This is a genomic window from Micromonospora vulcania (genome assembly GCF_042658605.1).
Taxonomy (GTDB): domain Bacteria; phylum Actinomycetota; class Actinomycetes; order Mycobacteriales; family Micromonosporaceae; genus Micromonospora; species Micromonospora vulcania.
Genome location: NZ_JBHSQS010000008.1, coordinates 129,975 through 145,924, shown reverse-complemented (window position 1 = coordinate 145,924; position 15,950 = coordinate 129,975). Strand labels below are relative to the sequence as shown.

General features: G+C 67.1%; 17 protein-coding genes and 1 tRNA gene. 12 read left to right on the top strand and 6 right to left on the bottom strand.

The window, feature by feature from the left end:
• Positions 1 to 20 precede the first annotated feature (20 nt).
• Positions 21 to 2,240 carry a peptidase M6 immune inhibitor A gene (locus ACFQGL_RS15610; RefSeq protein WP_377512063.1) on the bottom strand — a complete coding sequence of 740 codons (2,220 nt, stop codon included), beginning with the start codon at positions 2,238 to 2,240 and terminating at the stop codon, positions 21 to 23.
• A 172-nt stretch (positions 2,241 to 2,412) separates the two neighbouring features.
• Here ACFQGL_RS15610 and ACFQGL_RS15605 point away from each other — a divergent pair, with 172 nt between their 5' ends.
• From ACFQGL_RS15605 to ACFQGL_RS15560, 10 genes are all read left to right on the top strand, one after another.
• Complete coding sequence (locus tag ACFQGL_RS15605; RefSeq protein ID WP_377512060.1) at positions 2,413 to 3,120, top strand: hypothetical protein; 708 nt, start codon at positions 2,413 to 2,415, stop codon at positions 3,118 to 3,120.
• Between the two features lie 99 nt (positions 3,121 to 3,219).
• Complete coding sequence (locus ACFQGL_RS15600; RefSeq protein WP_377512057.1) at positions 3,220 to 4,098, top strand: N-acyl homoserine lactonase family protein; 879 nt, start codon at positions 3,220 to 3,222, stop codon at positions 4,096 to 4,098.
• Between the two features lie 56 nt (positions 4,099 to 4,154).
• The gene (locus tag ACFQGL_RS15595) at positions 4,155 to 4,616 is read left to right on the top strand and encodes a MarR family winged helix-turn-helix transcriptional regulator (RefSeq protein ID WP_377512054.1); all 462 of its coding nucleotides are present in this window, start codon (positions 4,155 to 4,157) and stop codon (positions 4,614 to 4,616) included.
• Positions 4,613 to 5,023, top strand: coding sequence for an SRPBCC family protein (locus ACFQGL_RS15590; RefSeq protein ID WP_377512052.1), 411 nt, complete (start codon positions 4,613 to 4,615; stop codon positions 5,021 to 5,023). Before ACFQGL_RS15595 ends, ACFQGL_RS15590 begins: the two co-directional genes overlap by 4 nt.
• 120 nt (positions 5,024 to 5,143) lie before the next feature.
• A complete protein-coding gene (locus ACFQGL_RS15585; protein ID WP_377512049.1) occupies positions 5,144 to 6,346 on the top strand; it encodes a DUF1996 domain-containing protein in 1,203 nt (400 codons plus the stop codon).
• Positions 6,347 to 6,405: 59 nt separating this feature from the next.
• Positions 6,406 to 6,870 carry a hypothetical protein gene (locus ACFQGL_RS15580; RefSeq protein ID WP_377512046.1) on the top strand — a complete coding sequence of 155 codons (465 nt, stop codon included), beginning with the start codon at positions 6,406 to 6,408 and terminating at the stop codon, positions 6,868 to 6,870.
• 140 nt (positions 6,871 to 7,010) lie between these two features.
• Positions 7,011 to 7,385: an ArsR/SmtB family transcription factor gene (locus ACFQGL_RS15575; protein ID WP_377512043.1), complete on the top strand. Its 375-nt coding sequence runs from the start codon at positions 7,011 to 7,013 to the stop codon at positions 7,383 to 7,385.
• On the top strand, positions 7,382 to 7,888 hold the full coding sequence (locus ACFQGL_RS15570; protein WP_377512040.1) for an SRPBCC family protein: 507 nt from the start codon (positions 7,382 to 7,384) through the stop codon (positions 7,886 to 7,888). Before ACFQGL_RS15575 ends, ACFQGL_RS15570 begins: the two co-directional genes overlap by 4 nt.
• Positions 7,876 to 8,439 carry a dihydrofolate reductase family protein gene (locus ACFQGL_RS15565; protein ID WP_377512037.1) on the top strand — a complete coding sequence of 188 codons (564 nt, stop codon included), beginning with the start codon at positions 7,876 to 7,878 and terminating at the stop codon, positions 8,437 to 8,439. Before ACFQGL_RS15570 ends, ACFQGL_RS15565 begins: the two co-directional genes overlap by 13 nt.
• Positions 8,440 to 8,812: 373 nt before the next feature.
• Positions 8,813 to 10,318, top strand: a complete 1,506-nt coding sequence (locus tag ACFQGL_RS15560; protein ID WP_377512034.1) for an APC family permease — start codon at positions 8,813 to 8,815, stop codon at positions 10,316 to 10,318.
• A 66-nt stretch (positions 10,319 to 10,384) separates the two neighbouring features.
• On the opposite strand, the gene ACFQGL_RS15555 is transcribed toward ACFQGL_RS15560, so the two are convergent.
• Positions 10,385 to 11,008, bottom strand: coding sequence for a hypothetical protein (locus ACFQGL_RS15555; RefSeq protein ID WP_377512031.1), 624 nt, complete (start codon positions 11,006 to 11,008; stop codon positions 10,385 to 10,387).
• Positions 11,009 to 11,620: 612 nt separating this feature from the next.
• Here ACFQGL_RS15555 and ACFQGL_RS15550 point away from each other — a divergent pair.
• Complete coding sequence (locus tag ACFQGL_RS15550) at positions 11,621 to 12,832, top strand: pyridoxal-dependent decarboxylase (RefSeq protein WP_377512028.1); 1,212 nt, start codon at positions 11,621 to 11,623, stop codon at positions 12,830 to 12,832.
• A 326-nt stretch (positions 12,833 to 13,158) separates the two neighbouring features.
• Here the strand turns inward: ACFQGL_RS15550 and ACFQGL_RS15545 are convergent, their stop codons facing one another.
• From ACFQGL_RS15545 to ACFQGL_RS15535, 3 genes are all read right to left on the bottom strand, one after another.
• Positions 13,159 to 13,374, bottom strand: coding sequence for a hypothetical protein (locus ACFQGL_RS15545; RefSeq protein ID WP_377512025.1), 216 nt, complete (start codon positions 13,372 to 13,374; stop codon positions 13,159 to 13,161).
• Positions 13,375 to 13,879: 505 nt separating this feature from the next.
• A complete protein-coding gene (locus tag ACFQGL_RS15540) occupies positions 13,880 to 14,497 on the bottom strand; it encodes a hypothetical protein (RefSeq protein ID WP_377512022.1) in 618 nt (205 codons plus the stop codon).
• A gap of 2 nt (positions 14,498 to 14,499) precedes the next feature.
• The gene (locus tag ACFQGL_RS15535; RefSeq protein ID WP_377512019.1) at positions 14,500 to 14,883 is read right to left on the bottom strand and encodes a PadR family transcriptional regulator; all 384 of its coding nucleotides are present in this window, start codon (positions 14,881 to 14,883) and stop codon (positions 14,500 to 14,502) included.
• A gap of 145 nt (positions 14,884 to 15,028) precedes the next feature.
• On the opposite strand from ACFQGL_RS15535, the gene ACFQGL_RS15530 reads away from it, so the two are divergent.
• Complete coding sequence (locus ACFQGL_RS15530) at positions 15,029 to 15,550, top strand: P-loop NTPase family protein (protein ID WP_377512016.1); 522 nt, start codon at positions 15,029 to 15,031, stop codon at positions 15,548 to 15,550.
• 148 nt (positions 15,551 to 15,698) lie between these two features.
• Here the strand turns inward: ACFQGL_RS15530 and ACFQGL_RS15525 are convergent.
• Positions 15,699 to 15,774: transfer RNA gene (locus ACFQGL_RS15525), tRNA-Lys, on the bottom strand.
• Positions 15,775 to 15,950: the final 176 nt, after the last annotated feature.

The following is a 15,950-nucleotide window of genomic DNA, read 5'->3' as shown; positions in this document are numbered from 1 at the left end:
CCCCGTTTCCGGGCGGAAGGTCAGCTCAGCGAGCTGCTACCCCCGGGCTGCACCACGCCGTTCACGGTGAGTTGGTACGGCGCGTACTGCCGAACCTGCTCGGTCGGCTCGTCGTACGCCACCACGGCCACGACGGTCGGGAACGCGTCCAGCACGGCCAACTGCAGCTTGCCGATCGTCACATCGGACCGGCCGTTGGACTCGAACTGCCAGGCGATCGAGTGCTTCTCGTCAATGCCGATGAGCCGCAGGTTCCAGTTGTTGATCTGGGTCGGCCGGATCTCCGTGGGCGAGTCGAACGGCGCCAGGCTGGCACCGTCACTGAGCAGCTTCCCGCCGACGGTGATGTCGTCGAGCAGCAGGCCGCCCTCGTTGACGCCGCCATCGCTGACGTACTCGAAGCCGAGCAGAACGGTCTTTCCGGCGTACGCCGACAGGTCGTACGAGCGCGCCTCGAAGCCTTCGGTCGTACCGTTGAGAGCCGGACCGCGCGGCCCGTCGACCGTCTTGTCACCGGGGATCGCGGTGTAGGTGGCACCGCCGTCCGTCGACACCGTCACGTAGCCGTAGTCGAAGCCGAACTCGGCGCCGTACTTGGCGAGGAACCGCAGCGTCGGGTCGGTGGTCGGCACCGCGACCGAGGTGACCGCGGTCGAGTCCAGGCTGTTGGCGTTGCCGGACCAGAGCACCGCGTTGCCCGGCCGGTCCGGGTCCTGGGTGGTGCTCGTCCACGACAGCGGGAGCGCCGGCAGGGTCTTCGCGCCCTGGAACTTCACCGACCGCAGGTCGCGACCGCTGAGCACCTTGCCCTTCGCCGCGCCCAGCCGCACGTAGTCGGCACCGTTCGGCGCGACGCCCGGCGTACCGTTGGCCGCCGTGCTGGCCAGGTTGACGGTGGACCGCAGGCTCGGCGTGGTGACCCGGCTCTTGGAGACGCCGAGGGTGATGCCGAGCCGCGATTCGCCGACGAGCTTGTCCAGCAGGGTCATCGACTGGAAGTCGTGGATGACCTGGTAGACGTCGTGGACCCCGACCGTCTCCAGCTCGGCGTCCAGGCTCGCGAGGCCCTGCCGGGCACCGTCGCGGTGCAGCCGGGACATGAAGTCGGCGCCGTAGCGGTCGTAGAGGAACAACATCATCGAGTACGCGCTGCCGTAGTCGGCGAGCACCGCGTTCGGGTTGGGGCTCTCGTCCCACAGGGTGAGGGAGTTCTCCGGCCCACCGCAGTCCCGGGGGTTCGCGTTGTACGGCGTCTGCACCGTGCCGAAACCCTGGAAGCAGTTGAGGTGGCTGTCGACGCCCCGGTCGAAGACCGTGGCCTTCGAGTCGCTGTATCCGGTCAACGACATGGCGAAGTCGGAGAGACCCTCGTTGATCCAGTTACCCTCGAACGGGTCGGTGTAGTAGTGAGCGAGGTGCTGCCACTCGTGCGCGAACGTACCCTCGTAGCTGTTCGGCCGCGCGCCACGGCTCGTGCACAGGTCGTTGGTCGGCTCGTCCGGCGGGTTCGCCGTCATCCGGTGCAACCAGTCGAACGCGTCGACCGTCATCACGTTCCGGTCCAGCAGCTCGTTGAACTGCGCGGAGAAGAACCCGGCGATGTAGGTCGGCGCGGCCGGGAACGTGTAGTAGTTGTCGTCCCGCACGTTGTCCACGAGCGTGACGGTCTTGTCGCCGGCACCGGTGTAGACACCGCCGTTGCCGTTGGCGTCCGGCGGGACCTGGGCGTTGGTGCCGTCCCGGTCCGGCGGGGTGCTGAAGGCGTTGGTCTCCTTCGGGTACATGTTCTTGTCGAACTCGTCGACCAGGTGCGTCACCTGCGCGTCGGTGATCTGCGTCGAGGACGGCACCTGGGCGCGGCAGTCGCCGGCCGGGAAGGCCAGGTCGTTGGCGACCCAGACCTCGATGTGCTCGCCGACGGCCCGCAGCGTGTAGTCCTTGCGGTAGACCGTCCCCTGGACGTCGTCGAGGCCGAGCCACTGCCGGACCGTGCCGACCGCGGGCGTCTCGGCGGCCGCCGACTTGCTCCGCGCGTCTTTGCGCGGCTGGTATCGAGAGTTGACCTCGATCGGCCGTCCGTCCAGCTTGAAGTCCTTGCGGGTCAGCTCGCGCATGTCACTCGGCGCAGGGGCCTTCGGCGTGGCGGGTGCCGCCGATGCCGGTGACGTTACGGCTACGACCGAGAGGGCCGGCAGGACGAGGACAGCGGCGAGCGCCCCAGCGATGCGGGTGCGTGCCATGGAACCTCCTTCGGGTGTGCAACCCGGTTCCCGTGATTTCGGTCGGGTACCGACCGAAATCACGATGATCTTTTGAACCGGCGTCACGGTAGCCCGAGGCAACCTCCACGCTCGACGGATTGGCGAAGCGATACATCTCACCCAACTGGAGGGTTCCCTCCGCGACGATCAGATGATCCACGGTTCCGGGAGCGCCACCCTGCGCCGCACGTCGGCGCGCGCAATACGACGTGCGCCCGCATGCCCCACCGGGGAGCATGACGGCGTGGAACTGGCGAACGAGGTCGACGATCCGCGTACCCGCTTCGAAGCGAAGCTCAGCGCCCTTCGAGGGCGACGAATCACGGCGGTCGACTACTGGGACCTCCACCACTTCGGCCCTGATTCCGAGCCGTGGGACTACGGCGACTGGCACCACGCCGTCATGGGCGTCGAGCTCACCACCGACCTGGGCCCCGTGACGGTGACCTGGACCGACACCTTCTTTCCCTACGGCGTCGAGGTCTTTCACGACCGGCCCGAGGACCACCTTGTCGTCGGTGAAGGCGGCCCGCAGCGCAACGGCCCGGATGCCGATCCCGCCGGCCCCTGGACGCGGCACCTCGGATCGCCGATCCGCGGCACCGCCTCGCACTGGAGTCGACAGGAGATGGGACCGGCCCGTCGAGCCGATGGCTCCATCGCCAAGCCCGCGTACTCCGTGGATCTCCCGACCGCGATCCGCGTCGACTTCGACGCCGGATCGGTGTGGTTTGTCGCTGCCATCCCGCAGCCGCCCGAGATGCAGCGCGTCTTCATTCCGGGCGACGAGATCATGGTGGTCTTCTCCTCCGAGAAGATGCGCGACATGGGCTTCGGCGGCCCGGCGTTTCTCCGCTGAGTCGGCCGTCCGGTCCGGGGTAGCCCCTGCGACCTGGGGGCTTGCTCATATATGTCGCGTCATTTAATGTCGTGTCATCCGAAGAGCCAAGGAGTGACCATGAGCGCCGTCAACCCCATCGCCCGCATCTCGGTCCTGAGCACCGGAGCCGTGGCGATCCGCCCCGAGCACGTGGGACCGACCTGGAAGAACACCTACGTCTGGCTGTTCACCTCACGGCGGTGGACCGATCCACGGCCCATCAACGTGTACGTGATCGAGCACCGCGACGGCCTGGTGCTCTTCGACACCGGCCAGGACCGCGCCTCGGTGACCGACCCGGACTACTTTCCCGGCGGCCTCACCGGCACGGTCTACTCCCGCCTGGCCCGATTCGAGATCGCGCCGGCGCAGACCCTGTCCGCCGGGCTGGCACGCCTGGGCCACCGCATCGACGACGTGAGCACCGCGGTGATCTCCCACCTGCACCAGGACCACATCGGCGGCCTGCCGCAGTTGGGTGGCGCCGAGATCGTGGTCAGCCAGGCGGAGTGGAAGTCGCTGAACGCGCCGCTGCCCGAGGCGCGGGGCCTGATGCGCTCCCACATCGACCTGGCCGGCCTGCGCTGGAACCGGGTACGCCCCGAAGGGCTGGCGGACCCGACGCTCGCGCCGTTCACCGTCGGCCACGACCTGTTCGGCGACGGGAGCCTGGTGCTGCTGCCGACGCCCGGCCACACTCCGGGATCCCTGTCGTTACTCGTCCGGCAGCCTGGGCACCCTGCACTGTTGATGGTCGGCGACCTCACCTACGACGACCGACTGCTCGCCGAGGGCAAGCTTCCCGGCATCGGCGACCGACGTCAGATGCGTACCGCGATCGGGCAGGTGAACGAACTCCGCCGCCGACTGCCCGGCCTGGTCGTGCTGCCCGCACACGATCCGGGAGCGGCGGCCCGCCTCGCCGACGCCATGCGCTCCTCGTCGAGCAATACATGACACGTCACATATGATGGTCGACGCCAAACAAGGGTCGAGCGGAGAGTAAGGCTGACATGCGCCCTGCCGAAGAGCTGCGTTATCTGGTACTGGCCGCGCAACGCGAGGGCAACCGGCGACTCGCGCAGTCGTTGCGCCCCCTGGGCATCACACCCTCCCAGGCCGAGGTGCTCCGACTCCTGCAGGACAGGCAACCGCTGTCGCTGTCCGGGCTCGGCGAACTGCTCGTCTGCGAGAGCGGCGTGAACCCCAGCCGGCTGGTCGATCGGCTCGTGGCTGCCGAACTCGTCCGGCGCGAGATCGCCCAGCACGACCGACGCCACGTTGAACTGTCCCTCACCGACGAGGGTCGCCGGATCGCCCGACAGGTCGGTCACATCGAGTCCGAGCTGTACGCGGCGATCGACGCGGCACTTGCCGGGCACCAGCTTGAGCAGATCACCGGGTTCCTCTGGAACCTCGTGGCCGACCAACCGGCCGGCGAAGCCCTACAACGACGAATGGGAGAGCGCTCATGAGCGCCCAGCACGCGACCCGCATCATTCCGGAGACACCCGCACGTCTACGCGACGTCCTCCTCGACGCCGACCGGCTCCCGGACTGGAATCCGGCGTTCCGCTCGATCGTGGATCCGGGCGGGACGGAGCCACAGCGGCCGTTCCGCATCCTCGTCCACCCTGGCCTGCGCGGCACCTGGCGCTACACGAGGACGGATACCGAGCGCATCGACACCCTCTGGAGCGTGCCCGGCTTCACCGAAACCGGAATCTGGCACGTCGAGCCGCGCGGCGACGGCAGCCTGGTCACGCACGAGTTCACGCACCGGGGTCCACTCGCGGCTGTCCTCGCGAGCGCCTATCGCGGCGTGGCCGAGCTTCGCCTCGACCGTCTCGCGCAACGCGCCGCCGCGCTACGCACGACCTGACCGACGGTGCTTTAAGAGCAATTTAAGAACCTATCGGGTACGCGAACGAAGCGCCTACCATTCGGCCGGCCAGGGCTGTTGCGGTCCGCATGCTGCGTCGTGCTCGTTGGGGAGTGACCCGTGTCGTACACCTCGTTCCGTGAGCCCGACGCAGGCCCACCGCCGGCACGTCCCGGGCTCCTGCGGCGGCTCGCCCGGAACAAGCTGGGCATGGCCGCCAGCGCGACCGTCGTCGTGATGGTCGTCGCGGCCGCAGCCGTGTACCTGACCGACGCCAGCGCCGAACCCGCGCCGTCGAACGCGGCCAACGCCCTCACCGAGACCTCGCCGTCGGCCGCGCAGACGGAGTCGCCCAGCGCGGCGACGTCCGCGTCGGCCTCCGCCTCGCCGTCGAGCGCCGCGACGCCTTCGGCCGCCGCAACACAGAAGATTCCCAAGGCGGGCTGGGTCGCCTTGAACCAGGCAGCCTGGAAGGCACAGGTCGACGCGTACAAAGCCCTGAAGGTCGACCCCGCCCCGGCCAGCGTGGGCAACCTCCCGGAGTTCCGCGCCGACTGCCAGTACAGCCACCGCCTGCCGGACGACCCGATCGTCGCACCCGGCCTCCCGGGCGCCTCACACATGCACTCCTTCGTCGGCAACAAGGCCGTCGACGCGAAGACCGCAGCCGAGGACCTGACCAAGTTCACGGCCACCTCCTGCAAGCCGGTCCAGGACCACTCCGCCTACTGGGTGCCGACGCTCTACGACAACGCGACCGGTAAGCCGGTCGAGACCTCGGGCTTCCGGGTCTACTACCGGTCGCTGATGAAGAACTCGACCGGCCAGCTGCCGATGCCCAACGGTCTACGCATGATCACCGGCGACGCCAAGAAGAAGAAGCCGACGCCACGCGGGACGACCGGCCAGTTCTACTGCGCCTTCTACGGCCCCGGCGATCTGGACGGCATCGCCCGCAGCACCAACGGCAACTGGCCCATCTGCGGCGGGAACGCCACGCTGCACTTCATGATGCAGTTCCCGGACTGCTGGGACGGCAAGCACCTGGACAGCCCCAACCACAAGGACCACGTCGCGTACGGGGCGGGCAACGCCTGCCCGCCCAGCCACCCGGTGAAGATCCCGGCGATCACCTTCGACATCCAGTACCCGGCGAAGGGCACCCCGGCGGGCTACTACCTCGCCTCCGACAAGGAGGGTAAGAGTGCCTCGTCGATGCACGGCGACGCGTTCGTGATGTGGGACGTCGACACCATGAACAAACGCACCAAGAACTGCGTGCTCCAGCGAAGGACCTGCGACAACTACGGCTACCAGAAGTAGCGGGCCCGTCCAGCCTCACTGCGAGATTCTCCCGTTCATCGACTGGGTACGGGAGTCGAGTGCCGGACGATGAGGACCTCGCTGGGACGACGGTGCTGCTCGCCTCGCGACTGTGGCCGGCGGTGCTCATCCCCGCCGGTTCTCTCGCCGCACTGGTCGCCGTGGGGATATGGCAGAGGAGCTTCCCCTTCATACCGATCGGTCTCCTGCTCGCCACCGTCCTCGTGGCCTGGTCGCAGCGAGGCGACGCGCTGTTGGCCGACGAGACGGGCCTGCTGGTCCGCCACCACGGCCGCGTCACCCGCCGCTACCGGTGGGAGGAGATTCGCGAAGCTGGGCTGGCGCGTCCCGGGTTCGGCCAGGTCGCCCTGGCCGTCTACCCCGACGGCGGCCCGTGGGACGTGCCCGGCCCGAACAACGCCGCCCTGGTGGGTCGCATCTGGATGCTGCGCAAGCCGAGCCGGGAGATCCACGATCGGATCAACGAGTTCCTGCGCTCCCGGGGAATCCGTACCGTCGACTGACTCGGTGCGAGCGACGCCGTTGTTGTCGTGCCCCGAAGCGGCGGATTGAGAACCGACGCACGCCCGACGAACCAACCGTTGACAACATCGCTCGCGCCTCAATACGCTTAACATGTTGGTTAAGCAAAGGAGGCTTCGGATTGACTGGCACCGACCAGCTCAGCGCGGTGTTCTCGGCGCTGTCCGACCCGACTCGACGGGCGATCATCGCCGAGTTGGCCGCACGCGACGCCACGGTCACCGAGCTCACCGCCCCCCTGTCCATCTCGATGCCGGCGGTGTCACGGCACCTGAAGGTGCTCGAGCGCGCCGCGCTCATCTCGCGGTCGCGGTCGGGCAAGTGGCGCGCCAGCCATCTCGAGGCTGCCCCGCTGCGCGAGGCGGCCGACTGGATCGAGCGCTACCGGCGGCTCTGGGACTCGTCCCTCACTCGCCTCGACGCCCACCTCGCCGCGGTGCAGGCCGCCGGACGGGCAGCGGACCGGATGGCCGACCGCCCCAGGGAGATCGAATGAAAACGAGAACTCCGCAGCTCGTCATCTCGCGTGTGCTGGACGCGCCGCGGGAGCTCGTCTACCGGGCCTTCACCGATCCCGACCACTTGGCGGCGTGGTGGGGCCCGATCGGCAACTCACTGCCGCGCGACGAGATCGAGTTCGACGTGCGCCCCGGCGGTTATCAACGGTGGACGGAGGTCAGTGCGTCCAACCCCGAGCTTCACGTGCACACCCACGTCGACCTCACCGACGTCGCCGACGGTGAACTGCTCGAAGGCGTCATGCGCGTGAGTGGCCGGCTGCAGGAGGGCATCGAGCCGTTCGAGACGAGACTGCGGGTCGAGTTCCACGACGAGGCTGACGGACGTACGCGACTGGAGATCCGCCAGTGGCTCCCCGAACATCTCGCGCAACCCAGCGAGGAGGGTTGGCGCCAGGCGTTCACCAAGCTCGACGCCACGCTGGTGAATATCCAGGCCGTTGCAACTCATCATCGAGAGGTAGAGGCATGGCAAAGCTGATTTACGTAACGAACATGTCGCTTGACGGCTACATCGAGGACGAACGCGGCGCGATCGACTTCTTCCCGATCGGCGACGAGGTGTTCGCGTGCCACACCGACCTCCTGCGGTCTGTGGGCACGTTTCTCTACGGGCGACGCCTGTACGAGGCGATGGCCCTCTGGGAGACCGAACCCGCCCTCGCCGCGCAGTCCGACCTCACGGCCGATTTCGCGAGCGTCTGGCAGGCGGCGAGCAAAGTCGTGTATTCCACGACCCTCGATGCGGTGTCAACTGCCGGCACTCGAATCGAACGGCGTTTCGACCCCGCCGCAGTGAACGAAATGAAGGCCACGACGAGCAGCGACCTCACCGTAGGAGGTGCCGACCTCGCGACGCAGGCGATCAAGGCCGGGTTGGTCGACGAGTGCCACCTGTTCATCCTGCCCATTGTCGTCGGCGGCGGTAAGCCAGGACTGTCGACCGGCTTGCGCACCGGTCTCGAACTCCTCGATGAGCGCCGATTCCAGAACGGCGTCGTACGCCTCCGCTACCGACCTATCGGACAATGAACGACAGTCACTGCCCGATCGCCGGCGCTTGCATGGCACGCTCAGCGCCGACGACTGATTCGGCCAGATGAGGCCGCCCATCACGAACTGGGTCGCCACTGAGTGACCGCACACCACCGACGTACCCGGAAAAGGCTCTGGCCCAGTGCGAACCACCAGGTCAGAGCCTTTCGTTGGTGCGCCGCCAGGGGCTTGAACCCCGAACCCGCGGTTACCGAACGTCACGGTCCCGAGCTTGTCGTTGATCGTCAAAATCTGCCGCTGACCCGCTTTAGTTGCGCGGCCCACCGCTCCCAGTGATGGCGAGATCACCTGTAAGGTCATCGAGTCCCGTCGCCTGACTGATTTGCCTTAGACCTGGGGAGGTTTAGTTATGGTCACGTCACCTGTGACCCCCCTGACGGTGTCCGCCGAGCGGGGACTGGCACGCAAGACTCTGCGGACGAGTTCGCTGGTCACGTTCGGTGCGACCGCATCGTCCCCCATGGCCGTTCTCGTCGGCGGTATCGTCGCCACCTATGCGGCCACCGGCAACACCGGCGTCGCCGCCAGTTTCCTGCTCCTGACCGTCGTGATGCTCCTCTGGGCGCCGGGATACATCGCCATCGCCAGGTACGTGCAGCCGAGTGGAATCTTCTACACCGCACTCGCCGCCGGGTTGTCTCGGCTCGTCGGCGTGGCTGGCGCGCCGGTCGTGCTACTGGCCTACAACACCATCCAGATTTCGCTGTACGGGCTACTCGGTTCGGTGATCAGCGGATTGGTCGGCGGGCCGTGGTGGATTGGGGCTCTCATCGCCTGGGCCATCGTCGCGGCATTCGGCCTGCAACGCACGGGCGTCAGCACCGCCATGTTCGGAACTATCCTGGTCGTCGAGGTCACGCTGCTGATCGTGTTCGTGCTGGTTGGCCTAGCTCACCCGGCCGGCGGTCACCTGACGTTCGACGCGCTGTACCCGAACCAGTTGTTCGGTGCCGGGGTGGTGGCGGGGCTCGCGGTGCTTCCGCTCGGCTTCGCCGCGTTTTTCGGCACCGAAACGATCGCCGCGTACGGCGCGGAGGCACGGTCACCACGAGCGGTATCGCGCAGCATCATCTACGTGATTCTCGGCCTGGGCCTGCTCTACGCCCTGTGCGCGTGGGCGATGGTGGCCACAGTGGGCGCCGACCGGATCGTTGACCTGGCCCGCGACCCGTCGGCCCCGCTGCCGTTCGAGGTCTTCTCGGGCCCCCGCGCTGGTACTGCCGGCGTGCTGCTGGTGGCGCTGGGCGGCCTGCTGCTGGTCAGCAGCGTCCTCGCGGCAATGATCAGCTTCCACAACAGTGTGGCGAGATACCTGTTCGCTCTCGGCAAGGACCGGCTGCTGCCCGCTCGCCTGGCGACGATCCGCGAGGGCGGGTCCGGCGCGCCCCAGGGTGGATCGATCGCCCAGTCGATCACCGCGCTGATCGTTATTCTGCTGTTCGTGGTCAGCGGCGCCGATGCGCTGACCATGTTCACCTGGCTGAGCAACATCGCCGCGGTCAGCCTGATGCTGTTGATGGCGGTGAGCTCACTCGCCACCGTCCGGTTCTTCGCTCGCGGCGGTGGACGCAGCGAGTCGCTGTGGGCGCGGGCGATCGCACCCACGCTCGGTGGTGTCGCGATCGCGATGATCCTCCTGGTGACGTTGATCAACATCAGTGCCGCGCTGGGTACGCCACCTGGCTCTCATCGGGCGTGGCTGGTGCCCGGGACAGTCGGCGCCTTCGTCCTCATCGGTGTGCTGTGGGCGATCAGCCTGCGGGCCCGCCGGCCAGACCTGCTCGCTGGCATCGGGGAGCGCGAGACGAACCCCACGCGGCAGGTCGACGAGGATCTGGGCCACCTCACGCTCTAAGCAGCAATAGACCGCAGAAAGCAGGCGGAGCCGCTTAAGCGGCTCCGCCTGCTTTCTGCGGTTTGGCTACGTCGTCGCGCCCCTGGCCTGGCCTATCCGTTGAGCGCCGTGGTGTACCAGCGTCGCCAACTGGCCGATCCCGGTCCAGATCGGCGCGTCTTCCGGGTGGCTCTGCAACGGTAGCCACGCCTCGTACGTTGGCGTCGTGGACTGGATCAGCGGCTTGTCCCACGGGTCGGTGGGCCGGTCGACGACTATCCGCGTCTCTTCGGGGTCCATCAGCTGGATGTAGAACCGTCCTGGAATCCGATCCTCGCCCTCCACCTGGCGCATTGTCTGCTCCCAGGTGCCCAGCGGACCATCGAGTGAGCTGACCGCGATGCCGATGAACGTAGAGTCGGCGGTGACCCGGTCGTCGACACGGTTGCATATCTGGGGTGGCTGACGCGGGTCCAGTCCCCCGTGGTCGAGGTAGTGCCGCGCTGTCTGCGCGAGGTCGTAGAGCAACCTGGGTAGGTGCGACACGTCCTCCCCGGCCTTGTCCAGACGTGTTGCCGCGCCCACCTCGAAGACCGGCCGCTCCGGGGTCGAGCCGACGACCGGCACCGCATAGAGAAACGCAAAGCCGTAGGGGCACAACGGGTTGCGCCGACGCTGCGCCCACGCGTGGCGGCCGTGCATCGTGTTCATCAGCCCGACTCGACTCAGCGCGGAGGACCGCAGCGAAGCCCAAATCCGCCGTGTCTCCGGATCACTGATCGGAGGCGCAGGCGGTGACTCGCGCGTAGCCGGTGATGGATCAGGTCGTGGCGACGGCTGCTCAGGGGGCGCTGAATGCCATGCACTCGGCGGGTACTGCTCCGCTGCCGGCGACGGCATCGCTGTCGTGGGCGCTACCCAACCATGCCGTCCGTCCGGCGCCGGCGCCGGTGGGGAGGGCGACGTGTAGCTACCGGGCTGCTGGTCCCAGGGCACAGCCGTCACCCTTTCACTGGTTGCCGCTGCTCTCCAATCCTCGCTGGTCCTCTTAGAAGGACCCGGGTGAGTTGCTGGCCTGTCGTACACCACGTGTAGTCCTCCCCGAGACGTCGCCCTTAGACTCTCATCGAACACGCACCGCGATCAACTACGCACCACCTGTCGGCGAGATCACTCTGCACGGGCACGGTTGCTTGGGCGTCGCGGTCATGGTCCACTCTTCGCTTAGTTGCCTATCAACGGAGTGCCCGTGACCGCCCCCTGCCAACGGCGATGCAGCCTGCTGGTACGTGATGCCGTGGACGCCACAAGAGATGATCCGCGATGACCTCTCCCACCAGCGTTCCCGACGACCTGTCCCTCGCTACTCAAATCGAGCACCTGCGAGCCACCCTGGCGGCGCGCAGGTCGATCGGCTTCCCTGCCGCATTGGACATCGACTACGGACCAGTAACCCCGCTGTTTGGACTGCTGATCAACAACGTCGGTGACCCAGACACCGACCCGGACACCGGCCACACGAAGGCTTACGAGCGGGAGGTCATCGACTGGCACGCGAACCTCTTCGGCGCCCCCGCCGACGATCGCTGGGGATACTTGACCAGCGGCGGCACCGAGGCGAACCAAGCGGCCATCCTGCTCGCCCGCGACAGGTTCGCGGGCGCGAATCCGGTGCTCTACTACAGCCAGGCCACCCACGACTGGATCCGCAAGACGGCCAGCACGCTCGGCCTCCCCGAGGTGGTCATCCGCACCGACGCTAGCGGCGAGATCGACTACGACGACTTGCGGGGCGAGCTGGCCCGACGCAGAGATCGGCCGGCCATCGTCGTGGCCAACGCCGGCACGACCGTGACGGAAGCGGTAGACGATCCCGCCCGGGTTCGCTTCGCCATGTCTGAGCTGGCCATCCGCAATTCTCACCTGCACGTCGACGGCGCGCTCGCCGGTGTCCCGTTGGCCCTTCTGCCGGACCGGTCGGTGGCCATCGAGCTTGGCTCCGTGATCGACTCTGTGGCCATTTCCTGCCACAAGTTCTATGGCACCACTGTTCCCGGTGGTCTGGTGGTGACTCGCCGCTCGCTTCAACGGGCGGCGCGGCGGATCTCCTACACCGCCACGACCGACAGCACCATCAGCGGCTCCCGCTGCGGCCAACTCGCCGTGCAGATGTGGTATGCGCTGCGGCTGCTCGGCGAGGACGGGCACCGTGAACGCGCCGAACGTGCCCGCGAGACGGCCCGCTTCGCCCACTCCTTGTTGGCCAGCGTCGGCTGGCCCGCCTGGCGCAACGTCCATGCCTTCACGGTGTACTTCACGACCCCGCCGCCGGTAATCGCCCGCCGCCACGGCCTCTCCAACGCCGACGGCGGCATCAGCCACCTGATCTGTATGCCAGGCGTAACCCGCCAACAGATCGAGGCGCTCGCGGCCGACATCGCGACCGTCAAGGGCACCGAGCAGCCCAGCCCAAGCCGCGGTGTCCGCCGACTCGTGCCGGTCGCGCAGTTGCCCCTCACTGCCGACCGAACCTGATCGGCCCCCATCGAACAGCCGGTGAACCCCCGCCCTCTGTAGGGGCAGAGGTGCATCACGCGAGGCTTTCCCCACCGGGCGGTGACGCGTGTCGGAGACGGGGCGGCGAAACCGGGCCGCAGGCCCCTCCTGAAGGGGCCTGCGGTTGGCCCGGTCGCCCCTGCGAGGTTGACGGTGACTCCTGCCCGGCCGGCAACGCCGTGCCGGCCGAGTTCCTCCGGATCGGGGTGCAGCGCACGGCAGGTCGCGGGGCGACCACCCGCCCATCCAAGCGTTGATCAAATAACGACTGTGTCGCGAGTGACGGCGATGACCGAGAGCACACGTCAGGTCGGCTGCTGATCGCCGAGATCGATCTCGTCGTCGTCTTCGGACAGGCCCTCGCGGAACCAGACGCGGATCAGGTACTCCTCGATCCCATCGTGCGGCGCGAACAGGGACGGCCAGGCTGAGGCCTTCGTAGCTGTCAGTCGCTCGTCGAGGCGCTGCAGCACCAATCGGGCCTCTGCCCTGCCACGGTGCTGCACCTGTGCGGTGTACACGCCTGGGCCTGCCGGGAGGTCGACCCCGTCGACAGCGGTCCCGCTACCGTCTCCCATTTGCAGTACACCGCTGGGACATGTCAGCGCAGCAGCCAGGACACCGTCGAAACCCTCCGCCGGGCCGGCGGGTCGGTTCCAAACCTCTAGGCGCGCTCGCACCTTGAGTAGGTCCTGAGCTGCCGTCAGATACACCTCGTAGCCCGTCGCGGCGGCACCGCTCTCGTACGACTGAGCGAGAGCTTGGCGACCACCCTCTGCGGCGTCGCACTCTACGTCTCGGACCGTGAAGAATCGGGAGTCCGGCCTGAACAGCAATTCATGGTGAGCGATGGGACCGTCCACTGTCCCCTTCCCTGCGCTCGAGCGGGTGTCGAAGGCCGGACCGGGGCACTTCCTCCTGCGATGAGAAGGTCAAGTCCGCTCGCCAGCCGGCGGCCAGCAAGGCTCGGCGGTGTTGCCGTGCCCGATGCCAGGTGATACGTCTGGGAGGGATAGCCCGTCGGATCTAGTTCCCTTTGGACGCGACAAGCCGATGGGACCCGAGTGCCGGCGCGAGCGCCCAGCGGCGTGCCAGTATCGTGGCCGCGCTCAGCGCGCCAGCAACAATGGCAGCTTCGAGGAACACGATTGGCATCGCCGTGCTGTAACCGGTTACCCAGGCGAAGCTCATGGTCACTGGCGTGATCAGAATCCCGGCGACGGGCAGCAGCAGGGCCATGGCCCACACGGTTCGGCCGATCACCGCTACGTCACTCATTCGGATCTTCACGGTGAGGAGTGCGCCGACGAATGCGATTATCGCGCCGATGTATGGCGCGTTCGGCAGCCACCACAGGAAGAGCCACGCGAAAGCCAGACCCGGTGCCGCTCCGGCCAATGTGGTGAGTAGGAGCCGCTTGATGTCGTACGGTAGCCGCCTCGTACCGGCCTCGATGGCGACGTTGCGGGCGAATGCTCGGATGTCGGAGTCGCCGAGCAACTGGGTAGGTGTGACTCCGTCGGCGGCTGCTGCTTCTAGTTCCGCTCGTAGATCGTTGGCTAGAGCCATCCGATCCCGCTCCGCGATGCCGGTGGATCGCCACTCGTGTTCTGCGATGGCGATGACGTCGTCCAAGTCCTGCATGGCTACCTCCTGGCGGTTGACGCGGAGGGCTCCACGTCGGCAATCGTGGCGTCGATCGTTGCGGTGAAACTTGTCCACTGCTGCGTCCAAGCGATCAGCCTGCCGTGGCCCTCTTGGGTGACGACGTACACCTTCCGAGGTGGACCGGCGGGACTGTCCTCGACCTCGTCGACAACGAATCCGAGTCGACGCATGCGGGTGAGCAGGGGGTAGACCGTGCCGTATCCGACCGTTCCCAGCCCAGCGGCGTTGAGTCGGCGTACCAACTCGTAGCCATGGGCCGGCTCCTTCACCAGCAACGCGAGCATGCACATGTCGAGGGCCCCACGCAGCAGTTGAGTCTGGCGATCGGCCTCCGAACCCGCAGCCTCGTCGGAAGGTATCATGCGTCGCATAATAGCATCGGTAGTAGGTGTGGCTGAATAGTTCAGACGTGGCCCTCACCATGTCCTCATGGATGAAGCACAGGATCCGAGCGCCGCTAACCCTCCTTCCGCCGGAGTGCACCTCCTCGGCCCTACCGTGGAAGACGTGGATCGGATCGCCATCATCGGCTGCGGCGGCAGCGGCAAATCCACCGTTGCCAGGAGGCTCGCTCGGATCCTCGACGTACCGCTGGTCCACCTCGACGCGATCTACTACGACGAGCACTGGACGCCGCTCCCCAGGAACGAGTTCGTCGCCCAACAGGAGAAGCTCGTCAGCGGCGAGCGGTGGATCATCGAGGGCAACTACGCCAGCAGCCTGCCCATCCGGCTCGCCGCCGCCGACACCGTGATCTTCCTCGACCTACCCGCCGCCGCATGCCTGCGGGGCATCGTCCAGCGACGGTGGCGCTACCGCGGCGGCCAGCACCAGGCCGACGGCGTCTACGACCGGATCAACTGGAACTTCGTCCGCTACATCGTCAGCTACCGGCACACCATGCGACCTCGCATCCGAAGCCTGCTCCACGATCACGGGCCACACGTCCGGCTGATCACTCTCACCAGCCGACGCCACGCCGACAGGTTCCTCGACCGCGTACGACGGGAAGAACAGCCGGGCATCTGACCCATGGGTCCATGACGACAGCCAGGCATCCAATAGGACGACAGCCGGGTACAACGGCTCCCGAGCACCCATCGAGCGACCACCCATCGCCCTCAAACACGAAAAGGCCCCGACCCAGTATTAACCACCAGGTCAGGACCTAAATCGTTGGTGCGCCGCCAGGGACTTGAACCCCGAACCCGCGGATTAAGAGTCCGCTGCTCTGCCAATTGAGCTAGCGGCGCTCGTTGGCAACGGAGAGAACATTAGCACCCCTCTGAGCCGGGCTCCAATCCGGTTACCCGGCTCCCCCCTTCGGTCGAGCTTACCGGACAAAAGCCCACAAAAAGGTCGGCCTGTCAACAGCGGGACCGTACGCCGAGGCGATGATGGTGCACGATGTCCGCCAGGTACGCGAGAA